This window comes from Photorhabdus caribbeanensis (assembly GCF_018448885.1).
Classification (GTDB): Bacteria; Pseudomonadota; Gammaproteobacteria; order Enterobacterales; family Enterobacteriaceae; genus Photorhabdus; species Photorhabdus caribbeanensis.
This window is the reverse complement of record NZ_RCWB01000023.1, coordinates 39,831-53,621: the sequence shown is the minus strand read 5'-3', so window position 1 is coordinate 53,621 and position 13,791 is coordinate 39,831. Positions and strand designations below refer to the sequence as shown.

At 36.7% G+C, this 13,791-nt stretch carries 12 protein-coding genes; 7 read left to right on the top strand and 5 right to left on the bottom strand.

Features of this window, described 5'->3' with window-relative positions; all coding sequences use genetic code 11:
• Nucleotides 1-14 precede the first annotated feature (14 nt).
• From EAE90_RS15535 to EAE90_RS15505, 7 genes are all read left to right on the top strand, one after another.
• A complete protein-coding gene (locus tag EAE90_RS15535; protein WP_214054224.1) occupies nucleotides 15-953 on the top strand; it encodes a cupin-like domain-containing protein in 939 nt (312 codons plus the stop codon).
• Nucleotides 954-996: 43 nt separating this feature from the next.
• On the top strand, nucleotides 997-2,373 hold the full coding sequence (locus EAE90_RS15530) for an ABC transporter substrate-binding protein (protein ID WP_214054223.1): 1,377 nt from the start codon (nucleotides 997-999) through the stop codon (nucleotides 2,371-2,373).
• Nucleotides 2,363-3,337, top strand: a complete 975-nt coding sequence (locus EAE90_RS15525) for a ThiF family adenylyltransferase (RefSeq protein ID WP_214054222.1) — start codon at nucleotides 2,363-2,365, stop codon at nucleotides 3,335-3,337. The genes EAE90_RS15530 and EAE90_RS15525 overlap by 11 nt, the downstream gene beginning before the upstream one ends.
• The gene (locus EAE90_RS15520; RefSeq protein ID WP_214054221.1) at nucleotides 3,324-4,148 is read left to right on the top strand and encodes an aKG-HExxH-type peptide beta-hydroxylase; all 825 of its coding nucleotides are present in this window, start codon (nucleotides 3,324-3,326) and stop codon (nucleotides 4,146-4,148) included. Before EAE90_RS15525 ends, EAE90_RS15520 begins: the two co-directional genes overlap by 14 nt.
• Nucleotides 4,149-4,311: 163 nt before the next feature.
• A complete protein-coding gene (locus EAE90_RS15515; RefSeq protein ID WP_214054220.1) occupies nucleotides 4,312-4,956 on the top strand; it encodes a JmjC domain-containing protein in 645 nt (214 codons plus the stop codon).
• 4 nt (nucleotides 4,957-4,960) lie between these two features.
• A complete protein-coding gene (locus EAE90_RS15510; protein ID WP_214054219.1) occupies nucleotides 4,961-6,190 on the top strand; it encodes an MFS transporter in 1,230 nt (409 codons plus the stop codon).
• Nucleotides 6,180-7,943: an ABC-F family ATP-binding cassette domain-containing protein gene (locus EAE90_RS15505; protein WP_214054218.1), complete on the top strand. Its 1,764-nt coding sequence runs from the start codon at nucleotides 6,180-6,182 to the stop codon at nucleotides 7,941-7,943. The genes EAE90_RS15510 and EAE90_RS15505 overlap by 11 nt, the downstream gene beginning before the upstream one ends.
• A gap of 154 nt (nucleotides 7,944-8,097) precedes the next feature.
• Here the strand turns inward: EAE90_RS15505 and oppF are convergent, their stop codons facing one another.
• The 5 genes from oppF to oppA form a co-directional block, all read right to left on the bottom strand.
• Complete coding sequence (oppF, locus tag EAE90_RS15500) at nucleotides 8,098-9,099, bottom strand: murein tripeptide/oligopeptide ABC transporter ATP binding protein OppF (RefSeq protein WP_214054217.1); 1,002 nt, start codon at nucleotides 9,097-9,099, stop codon at nucleotides 8,098-8,100.
• The gene (oppD, locus tag EAE90_RS15495) at nucleotides 9,096-10,094 is read right to left on the bottom strand and encodes an ABC transporter ATP-binding protein (protein WP_214054216.1); all 999 of its coding nucleotides are present in this window, start codon (nucleotides 10,092-10,094) and stop codon (nucleotides 9,096-9,098) included. The genes oppF and oppD overlap by 4 nt, the downstream gene beginning before the upstream one ends.
• Nucleotides 10,095-10,103: 9 nt before the next feature.
• Complete coding sequence (oppC, locus tag EAE90_RS15490; RefSeq protein WP_214054215.1) at nucleotides 10,104-11,012, bottom strand: oligopeptide ABC transporter permease OppC; 909 nt, start codon at nucleotides 11,010-11,012, stop codon at nucleotides 10,104-10,106.
• A gap of 14 nt (nucleotides 11,013-11,026) precedes the next feature.
• A complete protein-coding gene (gene oppB, locus EAE90_RS15485; RefSeq protein ID WP_214054214.1) occupies nucleotides 11,027-11,947 on the bottom strand; it encodes an oligopeptide ABC transporter permease OppB in 921 nt (306 codons plus the stop codon).
• An 85-nt stretch (nucleotides 11,948-12,032) separates the two neighbouring features.
• Nucleotides 12,033-13,673: an oligopeptide ABC transporter substrate-binding protein OppA gene (gene oppA, locus EAE90_RS15480; RefSeq protein ID WP_214054213.1), complete on the bottom strand. Its 1,641-nt coding sequence runs from the start codon at nucleotides 13,671-13,673 to the stop codon at nucleotides 12,033-12,035.
• Between the last annotated feature and the right edge of the window lie 118 nt (nucleotides 13,674-13,791).

Below are 13,791 nucleotides of genomic sequence, written 5' to 3'. Positions count from 1 at the left end.
TAGAAGGTGAAGATATGAATATAGAAAATCCTAATATCATTGACATAAACTCCATAACCAGAGATAAATTCGAAGATATTTATTTCAATCAAACATTACCTGTCCAATTCTCTGGCATGAATATGGATATGGAAATATATAAAAAATGGTCATTCGATTTCTTTAAGGAAAAAGGAAGAGAAATTTTATGCCAGGTCAGCGATGATTTAAATGATCCAGCCAATATTACCAGAAAGATCCCCATTAGCGATTATATAGAAATAATACAAAAAGGTGAAGATTGCCCATATATGACAGGATGGAGCTATCAAAAAACTTTACCAGAATTAGACAATGATTTTATTCTACCGAACTGGCATCCAGAGGACTTTATAAATAAATTACCAAAGCACATGCAATTTCGCAGAAGATGGATATTCTTCGGTAAGAAGGGAATTAATTGTGATCTTCATATTGATTGTTTTTCTACTAGCGCCTGGATATTAATGGTCAAAGGAATAAAAATATTCAGAGCAATCTCCCCGTCAAGCAGACATAATATTAAAATGGGTGATTCTTTATTTGATGATAAAATTATCAAAAGATTACATAAAAAACAAATCAGAATATTAGAATTTATTCTAAAACCAGGAACTATTCTTTATATTCCAACAGGATGGGTTCATGAAATACATAACGCAGAAGATAATATTATGGTAACAGGTGGATTTACTGCAAAACAACACTCTATAAGATTTTTCCATAATTATCAAAGTTATATTTCAAAAGATACATATTCCAGTGAAATAGCATTCAAGAACTATATCAATGATATCTATCATCCAGAAATTGTTATATCTAAAGAAGTAAAAAATTCAATAGAAGAAGATCTAGAGTTTACCAAAAAACATATATCTTTACTTAATGAGAAAATGGAGCTTTACAATAAGATGCTCAATAAAAACATTGACTAAAATTGATTATCATACAATATAAAATATTATAACTGGAGTTAATATGAAAACCAGCATTAATATCGGAGTAGATAGCTTTCCATATAATCCAGAATTATTTTCCGTCAGTGATTACAGTGGTGAGCAAATATTTCTAAAAACTGCTTTGCCTCTATTTTATGAAAAAGGAAAAGAGATCATTTGTCTCGCCGCAAGGGATTATTTCATGAATAAAAGTGGTAAAATCATAACCATAAATATCCGGAATGATATTTATTGGAGTAATGGTGAAAAAGTTACAGCAGAAGATTATTGTCATTCAATAAGGACCATCTGTAGAGATAAAAACAATCGCTATAATAAATTACTTACAGCAATAAAAGGTTATGAAAAATTTTCTAATTTTGAATCAAATTACTTGGGAATCAAGAGCATAAAAAAATATACTCTAACAATAGAGCTTAAATATAAAGACGTCTTCTTCTTAAATTATCTATGTGTAATAAATATATCTCCAATGCACAAAAAACATAAAGATATTACTGCCGGCCCATATAAAATATCTGAAATTAACAACCAAAAATATAAATTAACAACAAATAGATTCTACAAGTTATGTGAAAATAAAAATATTATCAGCACTATAAATTACATGCTTATTGAGGATGATAAATATGCCGAGAGATTTCGAAAAAATGATATAGATGTTAGCTGTGATACAGGGCTTGACTTAAATTTTTATAGAAATAATTGTCATGATATTAATTTCAAAAAAAACGAAGAGAAATTAATTACATTACTCACGCCAGGCACTGAATTCTTCATTCTAGATGAAAATGTTAAACATATATTAACAACATGTATTAATAAAAAAGCTATAGATGAAAAGTTTAACAATATGTTAAACCCTATAGATTCATACCTTTATATCTATGATATTCCCTACATTGAAAATAAATCAACATCCGCTCAAAAATTAGATTTACCTTTTCATCTTAGTATAGCCTATGAGGATTTTTATCCTAACAAAGAAATACTATTATATCTAAAGAGACAACTTTCAGAGTTTAATATAATTTTAGAAATAAAGGAAGATAATTATGGTCAATGGGTATCTAGAACTCACCTACGATTTGAGATAAGAAAATCACTAAGATGCTCTCCTATACTATTAATAAAAACAGACATAAGTCGTGGTATCACCTCAGAAAAACACCTTAATAAGATAAAAAAATATTATTCACAACTCATATTCTGTAGTGACAGATTAATTCAAGAAAAGATATTTTCTTTGATTGATCTACATCTGAGACAACAATGCGCATATATTCCTCTTTTTATTTTTCCAACAGGATATTTCTGCACAAAAGATCTATCCGAAGAAACTCTCATGACTATAGGTGAATATATAACACGAAAGGTAAATTCAAATGATATATAAACTTAACGCAGCCATAATAATAAAAGATAATTCATTGCTTCTTCACGGCAAGAATTCTTATGAATTAAAAATTCAAGAGAAATCAGAAAAGATAATTTCTTTTATAGAGTCTTTAAGGCAAGGAATAGATGAAGAACATATAAAGAAACTTGTCAGCAAAGATAATTTAATCCAAAAAATTTATAGTAAACTAAAAGATACAAAATTGATTATTTCGTACTTAGATGATTATAAAGAAACCTCAATGGAAAAAAGCTATGAATTTTTAAATTATCATTTATCCACTATCGAAGTTCCCTTTAAATTTAAAAAAGACTTGCATGCTCTTATTATTGGGTGTGGTGGAATTGGATCTCATATTGCTATCTGTCTTGCCACATCAGGTTTTAGTGAAATAACGCTGATAGATTATGACAAAGTTGATATAACTAATTTAAATAGACAATTCGCATTTGACAATTGCGACATTGGTGAATTCAAGGTAACAGCTCTTAAAAAAAAACTGAAGAAAATAAATTCAGAATTAAAAATAAATATCCATATAAAAAAACTAGACTCAGAAGAATCTCTTGATTTCTTTTCAAAAAAGGTAGATATAATAATTTCATCCATAGACACTCCTGTTATCATTTCTTCTATATATACAGCCAGATATGCACTAAAGCATAACATTCCAATTATCTATGGGGCAGTTGGTTATGATATCGTTAGTGCAGGGCCCTTATTAGACAACACATCATCTATAGAGAATTACATATCATCAATATCAGAATACAAAAAAATAAAAGCCACCACAATTCAGGGCTCTATCGCTTCAACTAATTCTTTACTTGCATCAATATTATCGAATAGCATCATTAGCTATTTCTACCCTTTTACTCCTGTAGAATTACTCAACAAAAGAAAAATATTAAATCCTACGAGTTTGGAACTAATTGGAGAGCAATATTATGACTGTCACTAAACGCGAGCTGTTTTCTATCATAATTAATAAGAATGTGATAGATTTTCAGGTTAATCTCTGGAACAAATATCAGCAATATAGCTTAAACTCAATTAATTGTGATACTGCTTTGCTAGATAATAAAGGAGAAGAATGGAAAAAAAAAGTAAAGCTATACTCATTAGAAAATAAGAATAAATATGATTATACCATAAAGTTAATCAACAAAAATATGGTTGAACAAAATGATAACTTATCAAAATTCGAGTATTGTGATGACGAAGAAATATATAAAAAAACTCTGGTGGCAATAAATAACATTTGTATGAGTAATGAAAATTTATCTTATGCAATGAATTTGTATATTAATGATATTTTGATTGTGAAATGTGATAATTTTATCGCATCCTCTTCAATTAAATTTCTCGGAACCATTATTATAGCCCCCAAGAAACACTGGGAAGTCATTGATTATATGGAAAATTTAATTCATGAAATGTCCCATATTGATCTGTATATCAAACAATTAGTAGATCCATTAGTAATATCAAAAAATTTAATAAAAAGTCCATTTAGGAACTATGATAGGCCAGCAATAGGCGTATATCACTCCGCTTTTGTTTTATCAAGAATAATACTCTATACAAGACACAAGAATATTAATGAAAGTAACCCAAAAATAGACTGCTGCAGAATAGAAAGTCATAAGAAAAAACTGATTGAAACTTTACATCTTTTTAATGACTCAATCAACTTAACTGATATGGGCTCATTTTTACTTCACCAAATGAAATTTGTAACTCTTGAAGGATTTGAGGTATTTCATGAATAATACAATTTTACATTTCGAGTCAGAAGAACACTATAATATAACTAAAGATTGTAGAAATCTCCTTGCCGACTGTTTCCTAATAAAGAAATATTGCTGTAAATGGTCTTTATTTCATGAAGATATGTTTCAGTATATTAGTGATACATTCGGCGAAGATCGTATAATGATTGAAGATAAAATTAATGGTTCTCATTTAGAAGAAATTGATATCAAAGATTATATATTTCGCATAAAGAATGGTATCAAAAACCTAGGAAATTGGTCATGGCAGCCTTTTTATACTTATCCAGATCTAAATACCAGTTATATTTTACCGGAACATACTGAAATAAAAAACATTTCTCTATCTTTAGTTGGTCAATTAGCTATTTGTCCTTGGTTACTTATGTCATCCAAAGGTACAATAACAAATATGCACCAAGACATGATGAATGTTAATGGAGTAGTAGGCCAATTAGAAGGAATAAAAGAATTTATACTTGTACCACCGGAATTCAAACTAGAAGAAGGAAAATTTTATCATGAGGATGAGCTAGCTATATTGAATATTCCCTATTATATCGTTCGTCTTGAAAAAGGAGATTTCATCTACTTTCCACAAAAATGGTGGCATCAAGCAAGAACGATAGAAGCGTCAGTGACTTTTATCCATAGCACCGTAAACGAACATAATCTGAAAATGTTTCTGGACGATATAGTTACATCAATGCCACAATTTATTCAAAGATTGCAATTCGGTGCAAAGAAAAAAAAGTATTTTGGATCAAAAATCTTCTGGCTCAGCAATGGATTCAAAAAAATAGGATAGTTTCATGTTAAAAAAAGAACTAAGTGATAGATTGCACCTTTTCACCATTCAACCTTACCTTCTCTTTTCTCTGAGTGGTTTTTTAGCCACCGTAGGTAATGGATTGAATTATATAACTTTATCATGGTTAGTCTATCATCGGAGTAACTCAATCAGTGACGTTGCGTTAATGATGTTTTTTATCTGGATGCCCAGCATAATTTTTGGGCCTTTTTTTGGTGTTTGCGCTGATAAATTCAACAGAAAGACTCTCCTTATCATATCTAATGCTATTAGAGGCGCTGCCGTTCTTATCTTTACGATTTTTGAAGGTCTTGGTTTCGAACCCAATATTTTCATTCTTTTTTCAATATTAGGGATCTTTATTTCTTTCTATATGCCAGCGGCGATTCCTTTAATACGTGGGGTTGTGCCAGAAAAAGATCTTATCAACGCAAACGCTACCGTCGATATGATTTATGAATTTGGAACAATCATCGGCATGGGTATAAGCGGTTTCTTAATAATACATCTTGGAATGACAGGAACATTAGCTCTTGGTGGATTATTCTTCATTATTTCTGGTATACTGAACCACTTTATGAAATGTAATAACAGTGCATGTTATGGAATAGATCAGTCACAAAAATCTTCTTTCATCAATGACTACATTGAATCTATCAGATACATTAGCCAAAAGAAAGAACTGATCAGCACCTACACAATACAAATGTTTATAATGGTAATTTTAATGACTGTTCCAATTTTGTTGGTTCCTTACACCAATGAAGTATTACATGCTGGTACAGATATATTTGCCGTTCTCGAAGCACTGTATTCCACTGGCGTTCTGTTTGGTGGCTTCTTCTCGCCTATTCTATGCCGCATAATATCCATGAAGAACACCATTTTTTGCCTGTTGGTAATAATGGCATTTTCATTATTTTTCTTATCAAAAAACTCAAACACTTTTTTGGCATATCCTATTTATTTCCTAGTTGGGTTTGGTTTATCCAGTTGGGCACTATCAATTACCCTAGCTCAAATAATGAGTGATCCAGCCTATCAAGGGCGGCTACAATCAACCTTCAATGGGCTATCCGGCATAGGCATATTGGCCATATACTTATTGATGAATTACCAAGGTAAAAACATTGATGTCCAAAATATCTATTTTTGGGAATTCTTACTGGCTATTTTTGCGGCAATATTTGTGGTTTTTTTCAGGAATAAAGAGGCTGTTCATGAAAAATAAGAATCAAACATTCATTACTGCTGAAAATATACATTACCAAAGCTCAGAAAACGAGCTGTTTAAGGGGTTATCTGTATCGTTAAACCAGAATGATAAAGTAGGTCTGATCGGGTTTAATGGCTCTGGCAAATCTACTTTGCTAAAGATTATTTCTAAAAATCTTTCACCTAATAGCGGCACAGTAACACATGCCAATAACCTGAAATTCTATATGATTGAGCAACATTTTCCCGATTCTTTATTGGATTTCAGTTTACTAGACGCTACATTATCCGTGTTGCCTTGTGATGAAAGTTATTCCAGTGGCTGGAAAGCTGAAACTGTACTTACTGGCATTGGTTTCAGAAGTGAGCATTTTCATATGAAATGCTCAAGCTTGAGTGGTGGACAAAAAACGAAAATTTTGATTGCACGGGCTTTGCTTCTGGAACCAAATACTCTTTTACTAGATGAACCATCCAACCATCTTGATTTACCCACCATGCTTTGGCTTGAACAATTTTTATCAACTTGGAAAGGATGCTTAATCACCGTATCACATGACCGAAGACTGCTAGACAACGTAACAAATTGCAGTTGGATTATTTCCAATAATACCCTTTATAAATACGGCTACCCATGTAGCAATGCACTAATCGAACACCAGAAACTTGAAGACACCTTACAATTACAACATGCCGCTGAGGAGCAGGAGATACGCCGACTCGAATCAAGCGCAAAACAGTTGGCTACATGGGGTAAAAACTATGACAGTAATAGCCTTTCCAAAAAAGCTCAATCTATGTTTAAAAGAATTGATAAATTAAAAGAACAACAATGCGAAACGATAGATGACTATCCTTGGTATTTAACATTCCCTGGAAGATCTCTCCCTGCCAACAAGATTATTGATATAAACAATTTTAATGTCCAACTTAAAAACAGCACATTAAAATTATTCAATATTACTGACTTTACTGCAACATCAGGTGATCGTATTGCCATCCTTGGTGAGAATGGATGTGGGAAATCTACCTTTTTAGAATATGTTTGGCATAATTATATTACTCCTGTTGATAACATTTCAGAAATCCAGATCCATCCTAAAGCAATAATGGCCTATTACGATCAGACGTTACACAGACTCGATGATAAATATTCATTAATTGATGCTTTAATAATGTACTGTGATTTTGCTGGTGTATCAGTTGATAATGAAACCTGCAAGAAAGCATTAATAAAAGCCGGATTCACTTATAACCGTTTATTTTCCAAGATTGAAACATTAAGTGGTGGCGAAAGAGCTCGAGTCCTATTATTGGGGATATCTCTAATTGATAGTCATATCATTATGCTGGATGAACCAACTAACCATCTCGATTTTATTGGCAAAACTGAGCTAGCAGAACAGCTTCGAGCATATCCAGGAACACTCATTTTGGTTTCCCATGATCGTGAGTTTCTGGAAAAAGTGTGTAACCGTTTTTTTGTCATCAATAACGGTAAACTTATCGAGTACAACGATTCAAATTCAGCTTACAAAAGTATGTATTCAGATACGTCTATCAATAATCACTATGAACCTAAAAATTCATCAGTTCAGTCTGTGCCAGTTAATGACAAGAACGACGATGAATTATTAAAACGCCTCTTTGAGCTTGAAGAATTGTTGCAAGAAGATAAGAAACGAAAGAATAAGCATCAGAAACCTGATCTTCAAACTATATGGCATAAGGAAATCAATGAAATCAATAAATTACTGAACTTGAATTGATTACGGCTAAACCAGCGAGAGTTGCCAATTTTGATATATGCCTGAATCCCAAGCAGAACCAAAAAAGCAACTCTCATATTTATGGTTTATCAAGGATGCCTCAATGTAAAAACCCAGTGAAGCACACCATCTAATATGGCAACGTCATCAGCAATTACAACGGATCAACCTTCAAACAAGACACGGCATGGCGGAAACTCCCTTCCATCAATGGCCGTGTTTTAGCACATTCAGGATCTGCCATTGGACAACGAGTACGGAAAACACATCCTGATGGCGGATTGATGGGTGACGGCAATTCACCTTCCAACAATTCAATGTGTTTATTTCGTTCTTTATCTGGATCAGGCACCGGCACTGCTGACATCAACGCTTTGGTATAAGGGTGCTGTGGATTATGATAAACCTCATCATAAGTGCCCAATTCCACCGCATGCCCTAAATACATCACGAGTACACGGTCAGATATGTGCTTAACCACCGCCAAATCATGGGCGATAAAAATCAGCGACAGCCCCATTTCCCGTTGTAATTCCTGCAACAGATTCACTACCTGAGCCTGAATGGATACATCAAGTGCAGATACCGGCTCATCACAAATCACCAACTTAGGTTCAAGAATAAGTGCACGAGCAATCCCGATACGTTGACACTGACCACCAGAGAATTCATGCGGGTAACGGTTAACCAGGTTCGGCAGTAATCCAACTTTCATCATCATTGCTTTTACCCGCTCTTTCATTTCCGACTCTTTCATCTTTGGATGATAAGTGCGCAGTGGCTCAGCGATAATATCGCCAATCGTCATTCGCGGGTTTAAGGATGCTAATGGATCTTGGAATATCATCTGGATATCACTGCGAATATCCCGCCACTGTTTATCATCCATATCCAGCAGGCTTTTTCCCAACCAAGTTACTGAACCACCAGAAGACTTGACCAATCCGATAATTGCACGAGCAAAAGTCGATTTACCGCAACCGGATTCACCAACCACACCAAGAGTTTCCCCTTCATATAACCTTAATGTAACGCCATCAACCGCTTTCAAGGATTTTGTTGGTTGCCAGAACCACTGTTTGCCATCTTTGATATCAAAGTAAACTTTTAGATCTGCTACTTCCAGCAGCACACGTCTTTCTTCAATCGGGCTCATACCAATTCCTCCGGTGCCTTAAAGCAAGCTCGCAAACGCCCGTTGCCAAATGTCTCTAACCCCGGTTCACAATCTACACAACGGCCTACTGAAAACTGACAGCGTGGCTGGAACGGACACCCTTTGGGCAATCGTAATAAGTTAGGAGGATTTCCGGGAATAGTCGTCAACGACGCTTCATCACCATCAAGACGTGGAACAGCACTAAGCAGGCCTATGGAATAAGGATGGGTTGGTTGATAAAACACTTCACGAGCTGAGCCATATTCCATTGTTCTCCCTGCGTACATCACCAACACTTTGTCACAAATACCGGCAACTACCCCCAAATCGTGAGTAATCATAATAATCGCGGTATTAAACTCCCGTTTCAGCTCATTCAGTAAAGTCATAATCTGAGCCTGAACTGTGACATCAAGTGCGGTTGTCGGTTCGTCAGCAATCAATAATTTTGGACGACATAACAACGCCATCGCGATCATCACACGCTGACGCATTCCACCAGAAAATTCATGCGGATACATCCGCATTCGCTTAAGCGCTTCTGGCATTTTGACGGCATCCAGCATCCGAATCGATTCAAGGTATGCCTCACTTTTACTCATATGCTTATGCAACATCAAAACTTCTGTAAGTTGATCGCCGATACGCATATAAGGATTGAGAGATGTCATTGGGTCCTGAAATATCATTGATATCTCTTCCGCTCTCATGCGGTTAAGCTGTTTTTCTTCCAGGTTAAGAATTTCCCTGCCATTAAAAATAGCGGAACCGCCAATTTTGCCGTTTCTGGCAAGTAGCCCCATCAAAGCGAAAGCAGTTTGTGATTTGCCAGAACCGGACTCCCCTACAATTCCTAATGTTTCCCCTGCGCGTAAATCAAAATTTAGCTTGTTCACCGCTGTAACATCGCCATCTGGGGTACTAAAAGTCACGTCCAATTCTTTAACAATTAACAACGGCTCAGAACTTTTCTGGTTTTTAACGCTGTCCATGTTACCTCCTTAACGATCTTTCGGATCGAGGGCATCACGCAAGCCATCGCCGATAAAGTTAAAACAAAACAGTGTCACCACCAGAAAACCGGCAGGAAACAACAGCAACCACGGGGAAACCTCCATCGAATTCGCACCATCGCTTAATAATGCACCCCAACTACTTAACGGTTCTTGAGTTCCCAATCCCAGAAAGCTAAGAAACGATTCAAACAGAATCATACTCGGCACTAATAAAGATGCATAAACCACCACCACTCCCAATACATTAGGGACAATATGACGCAGCACAATCTGACGGGTTGATACACCACACACCAGCGCCGCCTCAATAAATTCCTTACGTTTTAGGCTCAATGTCTGACCACGGACAATACGCGCCATATCCAGCCATGACACCATACCGATAGCGACAAATATCAAAAAAATATTCTGTCCGAAGAAGGTCACCAACAGAATCACAAAGAACATGAATGGAAATGAGTTCAAAATTTCCAGCAGACGCATCATTACTGAGTCTATTTTTCCACCCAAATAACCAGATAATGATCCATATAAGGTTCCGACGACTACCGCCACCAAAGCGGCTGCAATCCCAACCATCAACGAAATGCGTCCTCCAATGGCAACACGCACCAGCAAATCACGTCCAGAAGAATCTGTACCAAAATAGTGACCTGACTCAGAATCAGGTGGCATCGACATCATGGCCCAATCAGTATCGTCATATGTGAATTGAGCTAACATCGGCGCTAGGATCACAAACAAGGTAATCAAAGATAACAGGCACAAACTGGCAATCGCTGCCCGGTTGTGAATAAAACGGCGTCGTGCATCCTGCCACAAACTGCGCCCTTCAATTTCTAATTGCTCAGAAAAATTTTCCAGAGCTTCGCTGTTTTGTTTATTAACTATCATTGCGTGCTCCAGTCTTAATAACGAATCTTCGGATCGATAACAGCGTACAACACATCAACAATCGCATTGAAAAAAATAGTCAAACTACCAACTAAAATAGTCAGACTTAACACTAACGAATAATCACGGTTCAATGCGCCATTAACAAACAACTGCCCTATTCCCGGCAACCCGAAGATCGTTTCAATCACCATCGAACCGGTAATAATGCCGACAAAAGCAGGCCCCATATAAGAGATAACCGGTAACAATGCGGGCTTTAAAGCATGGCGGAAAATGATGACACGTAATGGTAAACCCTTGGCACGCGCAGTACGGATAAAGTTAGAGTGCAACACTTCTATCATCGAACTACGGGTAATACGGGAGATACTGGCGATATAGGCCAAAGAGAGTGCTACCATCGGCAAAATCATATATTTGGGCGCACCGCCATTCCAACCTCCTCCCGGCAACCATTTAAGATGAATAGCGAACCCCAGCACCAGTAACGGTGCCACGACAAAACCTGGGATAACAACCCCCGTCATGGCGAACCCCATCACCGTATAATCCCATTTTGTATTTTGGTTAAGTGCAGCAATAACCCCAGCGCTAATCCCCAAGACAACCGCCATGATAAATGCCGCAGCCCCTAATTTAGCCGATACTGGAAATGCCGTTGCTACGAGATCGTTAACTGAGTAGTCCTTATATTTGAAAGAAGGCCCAAAATCTCCTTTAGTGAGTTGAATTAAGTAATCAAAATATTGTTTATAAATTGGGTCATTCAAATGATATTTCGCTTCAATGTTTGCCATCACTTCTGGCGGCAATTTCCGCTCACCGGTAAATGGGCTGCCTGGTGCCAACCGCATCATGAAAAACGAAATAGTGATAAGAATAAAAAGTGTCGGGATCGCCTCTAAACAACGGCGTAAAATAAACTTAAGCATCGCCCGTTCCTATGTGTTGGCCCTTAACCCTGGCCTTAAAATAATTTGACACTAAAGCAGCCCTTTCCGGGCTGCTTTACAACGATTAGTGTTTGATAATATAAAAATCTTTGGTGTGTAAATTATCCAAAGGATCTTTCCCTGTATAGCCACCAACATAGGGCTTCACTAACCGGGTATTCACAAAGTAATAAAGGGGGACAATAGCAGAATCTTTATCTAACTGCGCTTCTGCTTGCTGGTAAACAGCAGCACGTTCATCATCTGTTGCTACTTTCAGAGATTCTTTCATCAGTTTATCAAACTCATCACTCTTATAATGAGCCGTGTTATTACTACTATAAGAAAGCATTGAATTCAGGAATGAAGAAGGTTCGTTGTAATCCGCACACCAAGCAGCACGGGCCACGTCATAATTCCCTTGATGTCGAGTATCAAGGAAAGTTTTCCACTCTTGGTTTTCTAAACGAACATCAGCACCTAAATTTTTCTTCCAAACAGAAGCTACCGCGATGGCAATTTTTTTATGTAGATCAGAGGTGTTATAAAGCAGGTTAAATTTCAATGGATTATCTTTATTATAACCTGCTTCAGCCAGTAATTTTTTAGCTTCTTGGTTGCGCTGTTCTTGACTCCAATCAGTAAACCACACCGGTTTCATCTCTTTCATACCATCAGTAACCGGCGGTGTATAACCGGAAGCAGGGATATCACCCTGTGCTTTTACTTTATTGGTCACAATGTCTCGGTCCATAGCTAATTTCAGTGCAGTACGGACGCGGGGATCATTAAATGGGGGTTTTTCATTATTAATTTCATAGTAGTAAGTACATAAATGTGGGTTAATATGCAGCTCGTTCGGGATCTCCTTTTTCAGTTTCTGGAACAATTCAATCGGCAAATTGGTATAAGTCATATCAATTTCGCCACTGCGGTAGCGGTTTACATCCGTGACCTCTGACGAAATTGGCAGGAAAGTAACCTGATCAATAACGGTATTTTTGTTATCCCAGTATGTCGGGCTGCGTTCCATCACAATACGCTCGTTGACTATCCAATTTTTCAGTTTATAAGCCCCATTACCGACAAAATTCTGCGGCTGAGTCCATTTTTCGCCATATTTTTCCACCGTAGCTTTATGTACCGGCGACATTGAAGAGTGAGCCAAAAGCCTTGGCAGATAGGGAACCGCTTCGCTCAATGTAAGCTGCAATGTATAGTCATCCAACGCCTTTACTCCCAGAGCATCTGGTTTCTTTTTACCACTGATGATGTCATCAATATTGGTGATATGGGCATACTGGAGGTAACTTTCATAGGGAGAAGCAGTATTAGGATCGGCCAGACGTTGCCAACTGTAAACAAAATCGTGCGCCGTGACAGGATCGCCATTAGACCACTTAGAATCTTTACGCATATGGAATGTCCAGACGGTAAAGTCTTTATTTTCCCAACTGGTCGCAGAACCTGGCAAAATTTCACCATTCGGACCAACGATGACAACACCTTCAAACAGATCACGAGCCAAATGTGCTTCTGGTACTCCTTCAATCTTATGTGGATCTAACGATTGCGGTTCAGAACCGTTATTACGGACTAAAACCTGTTTATCAGCTAATTGAACGCCATCAGGCACTTTTGCAGCAAAGACCTGACTTACCATTACCATACTCAGTGCAGCGCTGATGCTGACAGTAAGTAGTCTCTTTTTCGTTGTGTTTATCATCTTTTTCTACTCCAATTTTATACCGTCAGATTTGTTATCAGCCGACGGCCCAGAAATAAGGGGTGGATTACTACCCGCATACAAAAGGAACGATTTCGTTTGCAGGATCTCAGTAACT